Source organism: Streptomyces sp. NPDC058375 (assembly GCF_042723425.1).
Lineage (GTDB): Bacteria > Actinomycetota > Actinomycetes > Streptomycetales > Streptomycetaceae > Streptomyces > Streptomyces durocortorensis.
On record NZ_JBHXJG010000020.1, the window covers coordinates 19,187 to 35,065 of the forward strand.

Genomic DNA, 15,879 nt, shown 5'->3' on the forward strand with positions numbered 1-15,879 from the left:
CTCACTCGTCGTCGGTGGCCTGCTTGTCGCGCAGGGGCCGCAGCCCGCCGGGCAGGTCGGGGAGCTGGAGGGAGTACCGGCCCAGCACGTTGATGTGGTGGCGGACGAACCGGTGCGCACGGTGGCGATCGTTTCGCCCGCGAGGGGGGGTCGGTGTCGGCCCTTACCGCCCTTGGCCTCGGCGGCGCGCAGTCCTTCATAGGTCAGCTCGCTCTGGAGGTCTCGTTGAAGTTCGCCGGTGGCGGCGAGGGTCTGCACCATGAACTTCACGGTGGACAGCAGCTCGCCGGTGCGGGGGTGGCCGGCGGCGAGGTCCATGGCGGAGAACGTGCCGTCGTGGGTGCGCGGGGCGAGACGGTCACGGTGGAGGACGTCGAGTATGTCGAGGATGTGCTGATTGCCGAGCCCGAGGCGGAGAACCTCGGAGATGTGCACGGTGTCGCCCGGCCGCGCGTCGGCGAGCAGTTCGCCGAACCTCGGACGCTGGAGGGGGTGGAGGCGGCTGGAGGCCCCCGGGCCCTCCTCGAAGAAGACCGGGTCCTCGATCCCGGCTCCTCCGGGACGAGGTCCTGCCGGGCGGTGGACTGCTGATCGGTCGAGACCCGCTTGTAGACCAGGTTCGCCACCGTGGGCCCCTTCCGTACAGAGGATCGGACCCCATCTGTCGTCAAACCCTGTCATCAACCACCATCGGATCTGATGGGATTCGCGCCGCCGCGAACCCCCGGATTGCACGGGTTCATTGGACGCGTCGGCCTCCTGTCGTCAAACGATCGTTTGACGACAGGAGGGGTTCGGTGTGCGACGGGCAGATCAGCAGTCGGATTCCGCGGAAGCGGCCGATGAGCTCTGCGCGGTCTGCGCGACGCGGGCCAGCAGACTGCGCACCTGGTGGGCTTCGCGTTCGTCGAGGTCGACGAGCAATTGCGCCTCGGCGGTGGCGAGGTTCTCGCGTACCTGGCCGAGGCGGGTGCGTCCGGTGTCGGTGAGCAGGACCTGGCGCGCGCGGCGGTCGCGGGGATCGGGTCTGCGGGTGACGAGTCCGTGGACTTCGAGGTCGTCGAGGAGGTAGGTCATGACCGTCCGGTCGAGGCTGACCGCCTTGGCGAGGGCGAGCTGGGTAGGGGGGTCGCCGTCGGCGAGAGCGACCAGAACCAGGTAGGCACGTGCGCCACCGGGCAGGTCGGCGACCGATTCGGTGGCGACCCGGCGGAAGGCCGAAGAGACCATGCGGATCGCCCAACCCAGGTCCGCATCCAGCGCCGGCCGGGAATCTTCGCCGGAGTGCCTGTCGGACGTCGTTGCACTCATCTCTGCACCATAGCACGATGCTATGCACCCAAGATGTTCTTGCGAGCAGAACATCTTGGGTGCATAGTGAATTGTGTAGTCGGAGCGAGCGCACGTCACGTGCCGATCGCCCGGGATCCTCTATCGCAAGGACATGAGCAAGATGAGCAGCAGCAGCGTTCTGCAGGACCGTACGGCTCTGGTGACCGGGGCCACGTCGGGGATCGGCAAGGCCATCGCCCGCAACCTGGCCGGGCAGGGTGCCGCGGTCGTGCTGCACGGTCGCGACCAGACACGCGGTGAGGCGCTGGCGAAGGAGCTGGCGGCCGAGGGCGCGACGGCGCGTTTCATCGCCGCCGACCTCTCAGACGCGCAGGACACACTGCGGCTGGCCGCCGAGGCCGGCGCGGTCGACATCCTGGTGAGCAACGCGGGCTTGTACGAGTTCGCCCCGACCGCCGCGACAGACGCCGCGAGCTTCGACCGGCACATCGCCGTCAACACCCGCGCACCGTTCCTCCTGGTCGGCGCGCTCGCTCCCGGCATGGCCGAGCGAGGTCAGGGCTCGATCGTGCTCGTCGGCTCCAGCGCCGCCCGCATGCCCGCCCCCGTCGGGGCCGCTTACGGTGCCTCCAAAGCCGGGGCGGAGATCCTCACCCGCTACTGGGCCACCGAGTACGGGCCCGCCGGCGTGCGCATCAACACCGTTTCCCCGGGCCCGGTCCACACCGAGGGCACCCAGGCCATGCTCGGTGCGCACATCGCCGTACTGGACACCACCAACGCCCGTGGTCGCGCCGGCGACCCGCAGGAGATCGCCGAGGTTGTGTCCTTCCTCGCCGGACCGGCCAGCTCGTACGTCAATGGAGCCGTGCTGTTCGCCGACGGCGGCGAACGCAGCGCCCTTCCCGGCTGAGGAGCGTCATCATGAACGTCTTCATCATCGGAGCCACAGGATTCGTCGGCGGCCACCTCGCCCGCCACCTGGCCGACGAAGGTCACGCCGTCTCCGGCCTGGCCCGCACCGATACCGCTGCCACCACTCTGCGGCAGCAGGGCATCACTCCCATCGCAGCTGATCTCAACGCGCGCCGCCCGGCTGCGATCGGCGCCGCGCTGGCCGCGGACGCCGTCATCTACGCGGCCCAGGCGGAGCCGGAGCAGGAGACCGCCACTGTCGCCGACCTGACCCGCGCGCTGGCGGATACCGGCAAGACACTGGTCTTCCTGTCCGGTAGCGGTGTGCTGATGCAGCGCACCCAGGGCGCCTGGAGTCCGGACGTCTTCGCCGAGGACGATGCGTTCGTCACGGAACCACTGGCCGAATTCCGCAAGGACGCCGAGGACACCGTTATGGCCTCCGCCGCTCACGGGGTGCGGGCGATGGTCATCCGTCCCGGCCAGATCTGGGGTCCGGGCGACCACGGACACATGGCGATGACCTACCAGTCCGTCGCGGCGCTCGGCGCCGCCGCCTACGTCGGCGACGGTCTCGCCGTCTACAGCCACGTCCACATCGACGACGTGGCCCACCTGTTCAGCCTCGCCCTGGTCAAGGGCCGGGCAGGGGGCCTGTATCACTCGGTCGCCGGTGAGGCCCCGAACCGGTGGATCGCGGAGAAGGTCGCCGAGGACGTCGGCGTGAAGACCCGCAGCGTCACCCTCCAGGAGGCCGAAGAGGTATGGGGGCCCTTCGGCGCCCTCATCCTGGCCGCCTCCAGCCGCATCCGCGCCACCACCGCCCAGCAGGAACTGGGCTGGCAGCCCCAGCACGCCGACATGTTCACCATGATCGGCGATCAGCGGCTGCGCGACATGGCCATTCCCGCAAGGTGACACCTGTCGTTGCCACGGGCTCAAGGCCCGCGGCAACGGCTCACTTCTTCGTGGTTCCTCCTTTGAAAGGGCCTTCTGTCATGAGCAGTGCCGACTGGCTTCCCGAGGGCTTCACCCTCCAGCGCATAGCCACCAACAACACGCACCTGTCCGTAGCGGTCGGCGGCAGCGGGCCGGTCCTGGTCCTCCTGCACGGCTGGCCCCAGACCTCGCGTGCCTGGGCCCGCGTCATGCCCGCACTCGCCCGCACTCACACGATCGTCGTCCCCGACCTACGCGGCACCGGCGACAGCGAACGCCCCCAGGACGGCTACGCCAAGACCAATCAGGCCAACGACATGCGCGGCATCCTCAACGCCCTGAGCCTGGCGGGGCCTGTCGCGGTGGCCGGCCACGACATCGGCTCCATGGTCGCCCTGGCCTGGGCCGCTTCCTACCCCGACGACATATCCCGACTGGTCCTGATCGACTCTCTGCTGCCCGGCCTCGGCCTGGAGGAGGCCATGAACGTCGCCGAAGGCGGCATGTGGCACTTCGGCTTCTTCATGGCCGAGCACCTACCGGAAATGCTCTTCGACGGTCACGAGCTGGAGTTCCTCACCGCCACGTTCAGCGCCATGTCCAACCCGGGCACCTTCACCGACACCGACCTCGCCCACTATGCCCGCGCGTACACCGGACGCGAACGGCTGCGCGGCGGCTTCGCTCATTACCGCACCCTCCTCGACGACGGCCGCGACAATCGCGCCCTGCTCGACCAGCGGAAGCTGCCCATGCCCGTCCTGGCCATCGGCACCACCCAATCCGGCACCAGCACCGCCCAGGCCCTGGGCCCGCACGCCAAGAACGTACGCAGCGCCGTCGCGCCGACCGGACACTTCGTTGCCGAAGAGGACCCCAACTGGTTCACCGAGACGGTAACCGCCTTCCTCGCCTGACCCTCCCGCCCCGCATGCTCGGAGGCCATGGCGCAGAGATCCCCACTCCCGTCGTCGTCTTCGTCCAGCTCGGGCACATCCGGGTCACGCAACGGGCGCAGGGCGCCGGCGGCCGGGATGCCGGCGGTATAGCTGTAGCAGCCGAGCAGGTTCAAATCGCGATGCTTGAGCGGGGACAGACGAGCGACGTCCTCATCACGGATCTCGCGGTCCTCGGCACGGAGCTGGTTGGCCTGGTGGATGGTGCCGCGCTTCCCGTGGCACACGTCTCGGGCGATCTTGTGGTGGGACTCCTGCACGGTGAGCTGCCGGTTCATCTGACGGCGGTAGGTGTCGTCCACCGGGTCGACCACGCGCAGCGGGTACTAGGTCTTGGCGATCCGACCGTACTCCGCGAACGCCGCTCCGAACGGGGTCGGGCGGCGTCACGTCCGGACATGCGCAGCAGGTCGTAGGCGCGGACCTGCTTGGTGACCAGGGAACCGGCGACCTTCAGCATGTCCGGCCAGTGTGTGATCACCTTGTTCAGGCCGACCCCGTTACGGGCCGGGTCCTCCACCGCGCCGTACGTGCCGGTTTCGACGCCGGGCATCGTGGCCCGCCAGAACGGCTGGTCCTCCAGGTCGCGGCACCGCGGGCTGAAGTTGTAGCCGAGGATCTTGAACAGGTCGAACACCATGTCGGAGTACGAGGCGTTGTCGGTCGCCGCCATCTCCGGCTTCACCCCACCGTCGAGGTTCAGCAGCGCGTCCAGGATGTGCGGGGAGTCGCGCGGGGTGCCGGGGACGACCATCTGCCCGATGCCCGCGACCTGCTCGTTGACGGCGTTGAGCCAGATGATGCCCCGCTTGAACCCGAAGTACTTCGGCGACGGGGCGGCGTTGATGGTGCGCACCGGCACCTGGAAGCGCAGCCCGTCCACGGAGACGAGCAGCCCGTCGCACCGGTCACGCACGATCGGGCGCCGGCCTGGGCGGTGATCAACGCGGCATTCGCCGCTGCGATGGTGTCGGCGCGCAGGTAGTACTGGTCGACGTGCACGAGCCGGGCCCGGGCCAGGGCCTCGTAGCTGGGGTTCACCACCGGGGCCAGGCCCGAGGTTGCACGCCTCCGACACCAGCAGCGCGTCCACCGAGGTAGGCAGGTCCTTCATCCGGTTGGTGCCGTCGCCGAGGTGGACGAAGGCGTCTCGGAAGCCGGTCCAGGCGTTCACCTCGAACAGCAGGTCCGGCAGGTCGATTCTCGGGAGCGTCTTCTCGATCCGCTTGCTCAGCCAGGTCAGCTACTTCGGCTCGCCAAGCGGCCGAGCTTGTCGACGTTCAGCTTCACCCGCCCGTCGTCCTGCACCTCGGTGGACACCTTCGCCGCCGGCTCCGCCTCCTCCAGACGTTCGGTGAACTGCTTCCATCCGGCGTCCAGGCCCCGCACCAGCTCTGCCAGGTGCTCCTCCACGGGCATGTCCAGGTTCAGGACCGCCAGGACGTCCTCCTCGACCGCGTCCCAGTCGGGCCCGTCCAAGACGCGGGCCCGCGGGTTGGACCAGCGGTGCGACGGGGCGGCGAACACATCGCGGTTGTTCAGCGCCCGGCGCAGCTGCTCCAGCACGCACACCGCGTACGCGTCCCGGTCCATCGCACCCTGCGGCAGATCAGGGGTGGTGTAGACCGCCTTGCGGCATGCCGGCGGCACGAGCTTGTCGTCCACTTCGCGTGGCAGCAGCGGCTTGACGCCCATCTTCCGCCGCACCAGCGCCGGAAGGCCCCGGACCCAGGCCAGGACGCGTTTCCCTGCGCTCGCCGCGTCCACTGCCTTCGACTCAACCAGCAGCGACAGGAATGGCCGCACCGTCGCGTACCGGTTCGCGACGGTGCGGCCCGCACGGCGGTCTCGGCCGCGTTCTCGTCCTCGGGCACCAGGGTCACCACGGTGGCCGCCGCGCTCATCACGGCGGCGCGGGGTGCGGCCTCCCACCGCCGCCCACAGAGCGGCCACGTCCAGGTCCGCCTCCTGCTCCTCGACCACCTCCAGCTCCTCGAACAGCACCTTCGACTCCCGCGCGAGCACCCGCGACGCCGTCTTGCGCTTCGCCGTGTTCAGCAGCCGGGTGGCCACCAAAACCTGGAACAGGTCCAGGGCCTCGTCGACCGCTGTCGCCTCCAGGTGCCGCATCATCGCGGTGAGCGTCGCCGTGCGCCTGGGCTTCGCCGCCCGCTCCAGCAGCGGCGCCTTCGACCTCAGCGCGTATCGGGCCAGTGCCGCCATCCGGTTCGGCGGGATCTGCGACAGCCTCAGCCGCCCGAGCCGGTACGCGCCGCTCTCGTCCACCCGCTCCAGCGCTCGGGCGAACGCCGTACCCGCCGTATCCGTCGTCCGCGTCGGCGGCCGGCGCAGCCGCTCCAGCTCCGAGAACCGCGAGCCCTCAGGCGTCTTCAGCGTCGCCACCGAATCCCCGGGCGGCGGCGCCGGGTCCGCGCGGCGGGCGGCGCCCGCGACGGTGGCGCGCAGCCGCTTCTCCGCGACCTTCCGCGCCTCCGACACCTGCCGAGCCAGCACCGACACCCCAGGCAGCAGGACCCGGTGACGGCGCAGCCAGCCCACCGGGTGGTCGAGCAGCGCCTTCGGGCCCTCGGCGTGCGTCCAGGCCCGCCCGTGCAGGAACGTACGGAACCCCCGGCCCCACTCGTCATCCTCGTAGGTGTGGTAGCCGTAGGCGTCCCGGATCTCCCACACGTGGTCGTACAGCGTCTGGCGCCGCTCCGTGTACCGCTTCACAACCGACGGGTCTTCGATGCCGAGCTGCACGGCCAGGTGCTCGATCACTGGCCACGGGACCGCGAGCGGGGCCTCCAGAAACAGCCCGACGTACCGGACCGTGCACATCTGGAGCGCGAACCCGAGCCGGTGAGGCTCCGCCCGCCGCAAGGCGATCAGGTCCCGGTCCACGTCGTCCAGGAAGAAGAAATGCTCCAGCTCGGGCCTCGCCGGCTCCTCGGCGAACGTCCCGTACGCCTCGGCCTGCTCATCGCTCAGAAATTCCACCGGCACGAGCCGGACCGTAGCCAGCCCCGGGCCGGACCCGGAGACGTTTCACCGAACCCCGGCGGCGAAGTTGATGACTGTGCTGAACGGGCCATGATCGTTCTCGCCGACAACGGTTGTACAGAAGTTTCCCGAGGCCGATGTCCGTCCGCCGTAGCTAGAGCCGCGCCCGTTCGCCCGTTCTTGTAGGTGCTTTTATACCCGCTGGTACGCCAGCACCGGGGACGGCAACGGGCACTCCCCAGGCGGCCCCTCCACCCCGCTCACCCCTGACCCGGCGCCCCGACCTGATGTCACGGCTGAAGTGCGTAGCCGATGTCGGAAGGGAGGACGTCAGGGAAAGGTGACACGGGCAAGTCTGCTGTCCAGCCAGTTGCGCAGGTGGGTGGGCTGGGCGATGGTGCCGGGATTGTGGGGCTGGTTGAGGTCGGCAACGATCTCGGTCAGGACACGGTGTCGTTCCTCCCGGTCGGTGACGGGGACGGCCCGGGCCGGGAGGTCGGCCCGGATGCCGTGCTTCAGGTGGAAGGTGAAGTCTGGGTGGGCCAAGAGGTTGGCGTACCAGCTTGTTGGACGGCCGGAGGTGCCGCTGCAGAGGTAGGTGCGGCAGGCGGCACGGTAGAAGAAGATCTCGATCCGTCTGGGTCGGCCGGTCCGGCGGCCGGTCGTGGTGATGTCGATGATCCGCTCGCGGGTGCTGGCGGCTGGGGTGACTTCGATGGCCGCGCGGACCTCCGGGTCCATGAGGCGCGCCTTTCGTGAAGGCCGGGTGGTGCGTGCAGGTCAGGCGGCTTCGTGCTTGAGGGCGGGGCCGAGGAGGAGTCCGCCGTCGATGACGAACTCCGAGCCGGTGGCGAAGGAAGCATCGTCCGAGGTGAGGAACAGCAGGGCCCGGGTGATGTCTGCGGGCTCGCCCAGGCGGGGGATGGCGAACGGCTCGGCCGAGTAGAAGTCGGCGATCGGCGTGTCGCTGCCGGCGGCGGGCTCGGTGATGAACGGGGTGGCGATCACCCCGGGGTGGATGGCGTTGACGCGGATGCGGTCGCGGCCCAGTTCCAGGGCGGCCGTCTTGGTGAGGCCGCGGACGGCCCACTTGCTCGCTACGTATGGGGCGTACATCGCGGTGCCGCCCACCCCGGAGGTGGAGGCGATGTTGATGATGACGCCGCCGCCGTTCCGGCGCAGTGAGGGGGCCGCCGCCTTGATGCCGAGGAAGGCGCCGGTGAGGTTGACGCCGAGGATGCGGTCCCAGACCCGGCGTTCGGTGGTCTCGATCGGGGCGGCGGGGTTCTGCACGCCGGCGTTGTTCACGAGGACGGACAGCGGGCCGAAGCGCTCCTCGGCGGCCTGGACGGCGGCGTTCCAGGAGCTCTCGTCGGTGACGTCGAGGCGGACGAACAGCGCGCGGGCGCCCAGTTCGGCGGCGAGCGCGCGGCCCCGGCCTTCGTCGATGCCGGCGATCACGACGTCGGCGCCTTCGGCGTGGTAAGCGCGGACGTGGCTGGCTCCCTGGCCGCCGGCGCCGCCGGTGACGAGCACGGTGCGGTGGTCGAAGCGTCCCATGAGGTGGTCCTTTCCAGATGGCGAGTCGAGCGACTCGCCTCACCATCGAATCTACGAGAACGACGAGAGGTGAGTCAAGTGGCTCACCTCGTCTAGGATGGTCCCATGAACACCGAGCCGTCGGCCTACCACCAGCGCGTAGCCGAGGAGAAACGGGCCGCGATCCAGGGCGCGGCCACCCGCCTCTTCCTGGATTCGGGGTACGACCGGACCTCGCTGGCGAAGATCGCCGAGGCAGCCGGAGTGTCGAAGGCGACCCTGTTCAAGCAGTTCCCGACCAAGGCTGCGCTGTTCGACGCGATCGTGACCACGTCCTGGCAGACGGGAGACGGGACAGAGGAGACGCCTGCGCCGGGCGACCTCCGGGCGGGCCTCGCCCTGATCGGCCGGCGCTACGCCGCCCTGCTCACCCGTCCGGACATGGCCGACCTCTTCCGAATCGTCATCGCCGAGCTGCCGCGCTTCCCGGAACTGGCCGAGTCGCAGTTCCACCGCGGCAAGATGCCCTACTTCGATTCGGTGCGCCGCTACCTGGAAGCGGAACGGGAGGCGGGCACGATCCGGCTGGAGGATCCGGAGCTGGCCGCGACCCAGTTCCTCGGCATGATCTCCAACTACGTCTTCTGGCCCCGCCTGCTCCTTCCCCACTGGGCTCCGGACGGCGCCGCTATCGAGTCGGTCGTCGACGAGGCTGTTCTGATGATGGTGGCCAGGTACGCCGCCTGAGCGGCGTACCCTTCGCGCCATGTCGCCCCTCTCTTTCTGTTCAGCCTGGGGCGGCGAAGTGAGCCGTGGGGGCTCGTTCAGCGGACGGTGAGGGCCCGGATCTCGGACGCGATCAGTTGTGGGTCCTCTTCGGCCATGAAGTGCCCGCAGGAGACGGTCTGGTGGCGGAGGTCGTCGGTCCAGGCGCTCCAGAGACCCTGGGCGTGGTAGCCGAGGGCTGCTCCCCAGTCCTGCTGGAGGACGGTGACGGGCAGGGCCAGCTTCTTCCCGTTCTCCTGGTCGGCACTGTCGTGGTCGACGTCGACACCGGCCGAGGCGCGGTAGTCGGCGACGATGGAGGGCACGGCCGCGGCGGAGGCTGCGAGGTAGTGGGCGCGGACATCGGCGGGGAGGGCGTCAGGGTTTTTGGTCCAGGCGTCGAGGAAGTAGCTGAAGAAGGTGTCCGCGGCACCACGGATCATCTCCTCGGGCAGGCCGGGCGCCTGGGCCATCAGGTAGAGGTGGAAGCCGACCGCGCCGTTCACGCCGCGCAACGCGTCCCACATGTCGAGGGTGGGCAGGACGTCCAGGAAGAGGGCGCGGGCGACTGCGTCCGGGTGGTCCATCGCGGCGCGGAAGGCGACCAGGGCGCCGCGGTCGTGGCCCGCCAGGGTGAAGCGGTCGTGGCCGAGTGCGGCGGCGAGGCGTACGACGTCCCGGGCCATGGTCCGCTTGGAGTAGACGTCAGGTCCGGTCTCGGCGGGCTTGTCACTGGCGCCGTAACCGCGCAGGTCGGGACAGATCACGGTGTGGTCGGCAGCAAGGTCGGCGGCGACGTGCCGCCACATCAGGTGGGTCTGCGGGAAGCCGTGCAGCAGCACGACCGGGATGCCGCTGCCGCCGACGGCGGCATTCAGGGTGACGCCGTCGTCGACGCTCACGCGGTGCTCGGTGAATCCGGGGATGCTCGGGGTTGTCACGGTGGCTCCTGTGGTTCGTGGGAAAGTGGACAGCCTGGACCTTTGACCTCGTTGGTCCGGGCTGTTCGGGGACGTCACCCAGGTTGCGGGCCGCGGATCAGCGCTCGATGAGTGCGAACGCTGCACTGTCCGGCGACGGTGCCGCCTCGTCCGCGAAAGGACCCGCCGTGAGTGTGCAGTTCGGACTGCTGGGACCGGTCGTCGCCTGGGACACCGATGGGGCACTGCTGCCGCTGAGCGCGCCCCGGCACCGGGAAGTCCTCGGGCGGCTGCTGATCGCCCGGGGCCGGGTGGTCCCGGTCGGCCGGCTGGTGGCCGACCTGTGGGAGGACGAGGCCCCGGCGGGTGCGGTCGGCGCGGTCCGCACCTTCGTCTCGGCCCTGCGGCGTGCTCTGGAACCCGGGCGCCCGCCTCGGCAGCCGTCCCGTCTCCTGGTCACCGACGGACCCGGCTACGCCCTGCGCGCCGGCCGGGAGGCGGTCGACGCCTGGCGGTTCGAAGACATCGCCGCCCACGCGGACCAAGCGCCGCCGCGGGCAGCGGTCGCCCTCTGGGACAAGGCACTCGCCTGCTGGCGGGGGCCGCTACTCGCCGATTTCCCCGCTGCCGCGTGGGCCGCCGCCGAGCGGGCGCGGCTGGAGGCGCTGCGCTTGGACGCGGTGGAGCGGCGGGCCGACGCCCTGCTGGCGACCGGTGCCGCCCGGGACGCAGTCGCGGACCTGCGGGCCCATGTCGCCGAGCACCCCGGCCGGGAAGACGGCTGGGTGCTGCTGACCACGGCGCTGGACCGGGCCGGGCGGCACGGCGAGGCACTGCGGGCACTGGACCAGGCCCGTGACGCCTTGAACGGAGGCTCGGGCGCTCTGGCACGGACCGGGGCACGCATCCTGAGCTCGGCGGACTCCCCGGCCGAACCGGCCGGAACGGCCGACAGCGTCTGGGACCGGGCGGCGGCCTCCTGGAACCGCTCGGTGCCCGCCCGGTCCCGGGCGCGGTTGCACGCCACCGCGGGCCTCCTGCGCGACCTTGCTGTAACCGGACCCGACGGACTGGAGGAGGCACACCGGCACCGGCGCGATCTGGTCTCGGCCGCAGAGACGACCGGCGACCCGGAACTGGCCGCCAGGATCATCGGCTCCTACGACGTCCCGGCAGTGTGGACCCACGCCGACGACCCCGAAGGCGCCGGGGAACTCTCCCGGGCCGCAGCTCGGGCCGCAGCCCGGCTCGGCCCCGAAGGGCCGCCCGCCCTCCGCGCCCGCCTGCAGTCGGTCATGGCGGTCGAATCCCGGGGCGACGCCGCCGCCGACGCCCCGCTCCCCCGGGCCGCCGCCGCGCCCACCACCGAAGCATGGCGGCTACGCGCCGAACGCGCCGCCGACCAAGCCGTCCGCACTGCCCGTCGCTTCGGCGACCCCGCTCTTCTGGCGTTCGCCCTCAACGGTGCCTTCATGCAGGCGTTCGCCGCCTGCGGGTCAGCCACCCGCCGGGACGCCCTCGGCACCGAACTGACCCGGCTGGCCGACAATTACCAGCTCCCCGGGCACGAAGTACTCGGCCGCATCATCCGCCTCCAGGCGCTCGCCGGACTCGGCGACTTCGCGGCAGCGGACACCGAGGCCGAAGAGATCGACCAGCTCGCGGACCGCAACGAACGGCCGCTCGCAGGCGTCTTCACCGCCTGGTACCGGGCCTTGCGCCTCTGCGAGACGGACGGCTGGCCAGCCGCTCGCGCCCGGTACACACGCGTCCTGGCGGAAACCGCTGACTGCGGCATGCCCGGCCTCACCCGAGGAGCCGCTGCCCTCGTCGAGCTGATCCCCGTCATGCGAGGCGACGCCCTGCCCGATCCCGCCGACTTCACCGACCTGGACCCGGGCCCGTACCGGCCGTGGCTCGCCCCCCTGCTGCTGGCAGCCTCCGGCGACACCGAGCGGGCCCGCCAAGCTCTCTCGACAGTCCCCCGGCCACCGCATGATCTGCTCCAGGAGGCCCTGTGGTGCGTACTCGCCCGAGCCGCCGCGTCCGTGGGACATCTGCCGGTACTGCGCCGCGCCCGGGACGAACTCGCCCCCGCCGCAGCCGAGTACGCCGGCGCGGGCAGCGGCCTGGTCTCCTTCGGCCCGGTCACACGTCACCTGGCCGCTGCCGACGCGGCAATCGAGGCGCACACCTCCGCAACAGGGCGATCCGCCGACGATGGATGAGCGCGGCTTTGGCCCATCCGAGCGACGAAAGAATCGTCTTGAGCGGGCTGACCGGCAACCGCATCCGAACCACGGCGACCAAGCTCGGCCTGCCCCACCCGGCGCAAACCATCAACGAGTACACCCGGTGGGCGGACGAGGCAAAGGTAGGCCATCTCGACTTCCTCGACCCGGCCCACTCCGAAGGACTCGCCGTCCGTCCCGCGTAGCCGTCGCAAGACCGGAGTGCACGCGTCTGCACAGCCCATACAAGGCGGAAAGATCATCCGCCGGCACTGGGAGTCTCCTGGGACTTCTCTGGGACTTTCGGCTGCATCAACAGGTAAGTGCGTGAAACAACCGAAAGGCCACTCCCGCAGGTCAGCGCCCCCTGATTAGCCATCGCCGCAGGTCACGAAGCCGACTGGTCTCTTCCGGGACATCTGACCATCAGGAAGCAGCAGCTCCGTGCAGAGCGCCGCCCACCCTCGGCGCTCCATCGCTATACGCCACCCTGGCAGGGCCTGACCTGCCCAACAGGACGCCTGACACACCATCAGAACGAACGTCATTTCAGCGTCAAGATATCGCCCGTAACGCCCGCACCACACATAATGCGCACGACCAAACCCGCAGTTCAGGCACCCTTGGTGACCGGCTCCAGAATCGCCACGCCCACATGATGCGTCATCGGAAAGACATCAGATGGGGAGGGATCTGACGTATCCCCAGGTCAGATGCCATTCATAGTCCAGCCGTAGGACACTACCGACACTCGGAGCGTCAAACGAGCGTCAGACGAGACACGAGCTGACCTTCACCCCCACGAGGCCCAGTCAGCAGTAGACGCTCGCTCCGCCCACCAGTGCCGACCTACATCCCAGCGAACGCGGAGCCACGGAACGCCGCGGAGTGAGGAAACTACCGCTCCTCATGCCCTGCGGTAGGCATCACTCCTCGACAGCTGAGAGCAAGCTGGCAACTGCCCTAACAAGCAGGCGACGGCCACAGAGGGATGTGGGACGGCATGCACGAGCCAGGCAAAATTCCGGTGGAGACGGAGCGGTTGCAAGGACACGCTCAACGCGCCTTCGTCGAGGTACAGCGGGCCGATACGAAAGCAACGGCCCTGTGCGGAATAGCCGGTGGCCTGCTGGCTGCAGGGGTTGCCGTGCTGCCGAGTACACACGGCATGGCCCCCATCGCGGTGCTCTTCCTGGTCCTGATGTGCCTCTTGCTGATGGCCGCCATCGGGGCTGCGCTGCTCGCGCTGCGGCCCGTGGTCCCAAGCGCGGGACTGCATACCGAATTGATGGGCGAAGCGCTCGTACACCACCGGGTCGGTGTGAGTACGACTGCGCATTCGGAGCTTGAACGGCATATCGAGGGCCGCCGACTGCGGGTGCTGGCCTGGCTGGCGAACAGGAAGCTGCGAGCAGCCCGCCTGTCCGTCGACTTTGCCCTGGCAGCACTCCTGATGGCTGGAATGTGTCTATTGAGCAACATTCTGATTAGTTGAGATGATCGCCCAAGCGTGTCTGGGCCGCATAGCAGGGGGGACGCATGTATCAGCCGCATGCCACGGTGATCGGCGACAAGTTGTGGGCACGTTTGGAGGCTCTAGCACCACAGCGCGTCAGGCCCGCCCGGAGTGTGCTGCTCCGCCAGGGAGATCCAGCAACTCATGTGATCGTGCTGGAGTCCGGGTCAACGTTGATCACCCTGGCCGGGGCCTGCGGAGAAAGGACGCTTCTTGCCGTGCGCGGCGCCGGTGAGTTACTCGGCGAGCTGGCCGTGTTGGACTCCCAGCCGCGCGCCGCCACGGTCATCGCCGCCGAGACCTGCCAGATCCGCATCATCCCGGCTGACGCCTTCCTCACGTTCGTTGAGGAGCACGATCTGCTGGCCCCACTCCTGCGCCATGCCATCGCCCGGGTCAGGGAATCGGAGGCCGTTCGGCTCGAACTGGCCACCGCATCTGTGCCGCTGCGTCTGGCATCGGCTCTGTCGCGACTGGTCGAGGCCGCATCCACTTCGGCTTCGGATCTCGCCGTGCGTCTGACCCAGACGGAGCTGTCTCAGATGATTGGCGCTTCCCGCAACGCGGTGGTCAACGCGCTCAAACCCTGGCGCGAGCAGGACTGGGTCCGCACCACCTCCAGTGGCGGGCTCCTTGTTCGCGACATCCATTCGATTCAATCGCACGCGCGTACGTAGGCGTGACGGGCCGCACTTCAGGCGTGCCCACTACTGGGCAGCGGCCGCCGTCCCGCCCGATCAGCATGGGCACTTCCCTGACCGCCTGTGCTGAAAGGACGGTGCCCGATGGATGCGCCGCTGCACGCAGAGTCCTTGGATGTGCCCGCCGAACTCGCCCTCGTGGCGATCGACATGGAAAAGTACAGCCAGATCCCCGAGGCGAAGATGGCCGCCGCCCGGTGCGACGTGGACGACATCGTGGCGACCGTGCTCGCCGATTGCCAGCTGCCCGACCCGCAGGAACTTCACGGTGGCTACAAGGACGGTGGCGACGGGGCGATCCTTCTGTTCCCGCCCTCAGTGCTGGCACGACTCGTGGACCCACTGCTGGACCGGCTCAATGCGGCTCTGATGCGCTACGAGCGGCAGCGGCTGGCCAGTAGTCCCGTCCTTCGGCTGCGAGCCAGTGTGCACATCGGTCCGCTGTCCCTGCCCGACCACCGCGGTAACGCCATCAACGACACCACCCGGCTGCTCGACAGTCAGGCAAACCGCCAAGCGCTGTCCGCCGCGAAGGACAATGGCGGCTTCCTTGCTGCCGCGCTCTCCGAGATCGTCTACCAGCGCACCGTGCACTCGGGACGCACGCAGGATCTAGGCTCACATCACTTCCTCAAGGCGGTTGCCCGCGTCAGCGACAAGCCCGGCTTCGAGCAGCCCTGCCGGATTCATGTACCGGGCCTGACCGGTCCGGCCGTACACCCCTATGTCACAGAGGCCGCATCGTCGGCTTCTGCGCCGTCCTCCACCGCGCAGCAGAACGCGGCATCGGAGGCGCCTGCTGCCAGCAGCGGCGGCACGTTCCAGTTCCACGCTCAGGTCAGCGACGCCACGATCGCCAACAGCATCGAAACCGTGCGAATCGATCGCCGCCAGCGGTGAGGCATCCAACCTTCCGCCCCAGCTGCCTTTCCCGCACACAACCTGGAGTTCCGGTATGACTGACGTACCGTTCGACCCTACTCGCTCCGACGTCACCCCATCGAACAACGAGGGTGCCGAGAGCCAGTCCAATGGCTCCGGCAGCTGGCTGCATCGCTTGCGTCCCGGAACCGGCTCCGCCGATCAACCGGGCGCGAACCC

The 15,879-nt window shown here is 69.4% G+C and carries 14 protein-coding genes and 3 pseudogenes; 9 read left to right on the forward strand and 8 right to left on the reverse strand.

The features are described 5' to 3' along the window. Positions 1 to 225: 225 nt before the first annotated feature. Positions 226 to 681, reverse strand: a pseudogene (locus ACFWM7_RS05770) (hypothetical protein); the annotation flags it as partial. A 132-nt stretch (positions 682 to 813) separates the two neighbouring features. Further along, on the reverse strand, positions 814 to 1,311 hold the full coding sequence (locus ACFWM7_RS05775; protein ID WP_383255487.1) for a MarR family winged helix-turn-helix transcriptional regulator: 498 nt from the start codon (positions 1,309 to 1,311) through the stop codon (positions 814 to 816). Positions 1,312 to 1,453: 142 nt separating this feature from the next. Between ACFWM7_RS05775 and ACFWM7_RS05780 the strand changes: the two genes are divergently transcribed. From ACFWM7_RS05780 to ACFWM7_RS05790, 3 genes are all read left to right on the forward strand, one after another. Continuing rightward, positions 1,454 to 2,206, forward strand: a complete 753-nt coding sequence (locus ACFWM7_RS05780) for an SDR family NAD(P)-dependent oxidoreductase (protein ID WP_383255490.1) — start codon at positions 1,454 to 1,456, stop codon at positions 2,204 to 2,206. An 11-nt stretch (positions 2,207 to 2,217) separates the two neighbouring features. Next, complete coding sequence (locus ACFWM7_RS05785; protein ID WP_383255493.1) at positions 2,218 to 3,126, forward strand: NAD-dependent epimerase/dehydratase family protein; 909 nt, start codon at positions 2,218 to 2,220, stop codon at positions 3,124 to 3,126. A gap of 80 nt (positions 3,127 to 3,206) precedes the next feature. After that, the gene (locus ACFWM7_RS05790; RefSeq protein ID WP_383255494.1) at positions 3,207 to 4,064 is read left to right on the forward strand and encodes an alpha/beta fold hydrolase; all 858 of its coding nucleotides are present in this window, start codon (positions 3,207 to 3,209) and stop codon (positions 4,062 to 4,064) included. A 272-nt stretch (positions 4,065 to 4,336) separates the two neighbouring features. Here the strand turns inward: ACFWM7_RS05790 and ACFWM7_RS05795 are convergent. The 5 genes and pseudogenes from ACFWM7_RS05795 to ACFWM7_RS05815 form a co-directional block, all read right to left on the reverse strand. Next, positions 4,337 to 4,381 (reverse strand): annotated as a pseudogene (locus ACFWM7_RS05795) (hypothetical protein); the annotation flags it as partial. Further along, entirely contained in the window at positions 4,378 to 5,277 is a 900-nt protein-coding gene (locus ACFWM7_RS05800; protein ID WP_383255497.1) for a Tn3 family transposase, read from the reverse strand. The pseudogene ACFWM7_RS05795 and the gene ACFWM7_RS05800, both read right to left, overlap by 4 nt. Positions 5,278 to 5,342: 65 nt before the next feature. Next, positions 5,343 to 7,109, reverse strand: a complete 1,767-nt coding sequence (locus ACFWM7_RS05805) for a DUF4158 domain-containing protein (protein ID WP_383255499.1) — start codon at positions 7,107 to 7,109, stop codon at positions 5,343 to 5,345. Positions 7,110 to 7,436: 327 nt separating this feature from the next. After that, the gene (locus ACFWM7_RS05810) at positions 7,437 to 7,847 is read right to left on the reverse strand and encodes a nitroreductase/quinone reductase family protein (RefSeq protein WP_383255501.1); all 411 of its coding nucleotides are present in this window, start codon (positions 7,845 to 7,847) and stop codon (positions 7,437 to 7,439) included. Between the two features lie 39 nt (positions 7,848 to 7,886). Then, positions 7,887 to 8,666 (reverse strand): SDR family NAD(P)-dependent oxidoreductase, encoded by a 780-nt coding sequence (locus ACFWM7_RS05815; protein ID WP_383255502.1) that lies wholly within the window; start codon positions 8,664 to 8,666, stop codon positions 7,887 to 7,889. Between the two features lie 105 nt (positions 8,667 to 8,771). Here ACFWM7_RS05815 and ACFWM7_RS05820 point away from each other — a divergent pair, with 105 nt between their 5' ends. Next, positions 8,772 to 9,392, forward strand: coding sequence for a TetR/AcrR family transcriptional regulator (locus ACFWM7_RS05820; protein ID WP_383255503.1), 621 nt, complete (start codon positions 8,772 to 8,774; stop codon positions 9,390 to 9,392). A gap of 77 nt (positions 9,393 to 9,469) precedes the next feature. On the opposite strand, the gene ACFWM7_RS05825 is transcribed toward ACFWM7_RS05820, so the two are convergent. Continuing rightward, positions 9,470 to 10,351: an alpha/beta hydrolase gene (locus tag ACFWM7_RS05825; protein WP_383255505.1), complete on the reverse strand. Its 882-nt coding sequence runs from the start codon at positions 10,349 to 10,351 to the stop codon at positions 9,470 to 9,472. Between the two features lie 167 nt (positions 10,352 to 10,518). Here ACFWM7_RS05825 and ACFWM7_RS05830 point away from each other — a divergent pair, with 167 nt between their 5' ends. The 5 genes and pseudogenes from ACFWM7_RS05830 to ACFWM7_RS05850 all read left to right on the forward strand — a co-directional run bounded on the left by ACFWM7_RS05830 (position 10,519) and on the right by ACFWM7_RS05850 (position 15,678). Continuing rightward, positions 10,519 to 12,558 carry a BTAD domain-containing putative transcriptional regulator gene (locus ACFWM7_RS05830; RefSeq protein WP_383255507.1) on the forward strand — a complete coding sequence of 680 codons (2,040 nt, stop codon included), beginning with the start codon at positions 10,519 to 10,521 and terminating at the stop codon, positions 12,556 to 12,558. Continuing rightward, positions 12,555 to 12,758, forward strand: a pseudogene (locus ACFWM7_RS05835) (hypothetical protein); the annotation flags it as partial. The gene ACFWM7_RS05830 and the pseudogene ACFWM7_RS05835, both read left to right, overlap by 4 nt. An 806-nt stretch (positions 12,759 to 13,564) precedes the next feature. Continuing rightward, complete coding sequence (locus tag ACFWM7_RS05840) at positions 13,565 to 14,056, forward strand: hypothetical protein (protein ID WP_383255510.1); 492 nt, start codon at positions 13,565 to 13,567, stop codon at positions 14,054 to 14,056. Between the two features lie 44 nt (positions 14,057 to 14,100). Next, positions 14,101 to 14,754, forward strand: a complete 654-nt coding sequence (locus tag ACFWM7_RS05845; protein ID WP_383255512.1) for a Crp/Fnr family transcriptional regulator — start codon at positions 14,101 to 14,103, stop codon at positions 14,752 to 14,754. 108 nt (positions 14,755 to 14,862) lie between these two features. Continuing rightward, positions 14,863 to 15,678: a hypothetical protein gene (locus tag ACFWM7_RS05850; RefSeq protein WP_383255515.1), complete on the forward strand. Its 816-nt coding sequence runs from the start codon at positions 14,863 to 14,865 to the stop codon at positions 15,676 to 15,678. Positions 15,679 to 15,879 lie beyond the last annotated feature (201 nt).

Excerpts from the sequence above, each read along its gene's own strand:
- ACFWM7_RS05775 (WP_383255487.1), bottom strand. The coding sequence starts at position 1,311 with ATGAGTGCAACGACGTCCGACAGGCACTCCGGCGAAGATTCCCGGCCG.
- ACFWM7_RS05815 (WP_383255502.1), bottom strand. The coding sequence starts at position 8,666 with ATGGGACGCTTCGACCACCGCACCGTGCTCGTCACCGGCGGCGCCGGC.
- ACFWM7_RS05845 (WP_383255512.1), top strand. The coding sequence starts at position 14,101 with ATGTATCAGCCGCATGCCACGGTGATCGGCGACAAGTTGTGGGCACGT.
- ACFWM7_RS05840 (WP_383255510.1), top strand. The coding sequence starts at position 13,565 with ATGCACGAGCCAGGCAAAATTCCGGTGGAGACGGAGCGGTTGCAAGGA.
- ACFWM7_RS05790 (WP_383255494.1), top strand. The coding sequence starts at position 3,207 with ATGAGCAGTGCCGACTGGCTTCCCGAGGGCTTCACCCTCCAGCGCATA.
- ACFWM7_RS05785 (WP_383255493.1), top strand. The coding sequence starts at position 2,218 with ATGAACGTCTTCATCATCGGAGCCACAGGATTCGTCGGCGGCCACCTC.
- ACFWM7_RS05820 (WP_383255503.1), top strand. The coding sequence starts at position 8,772 with ATGAACACCGAGCCGTCGGCCTACCACCAGCGCGTAGCCGAGGAGAAA.
- ACFWM7_RS05810 (WP_383255501.1), bottom strand. The coding sequence starts at position 7,847 with ATGGACCCGGAGGTCCGCGCGGCCATCGAAGTCACCCCAGCCGCCAGC.
- ACFWM7_RS05780 (WP_383255490.1), top strand. The coding sequence starts at position 1,454 with ATGAGCAGCAGCAGCGTTCTGCAGGACCGTACGGCTCTGGTGACCGGG.
- ACFWM7_RS05850 (WP_383255515.1), top strand. The coding sequence starts at position 14,863 with ATGGATGCGCCGCTGCACGCAGAGTCCTTGGATGTGCCCGCCGAACTC.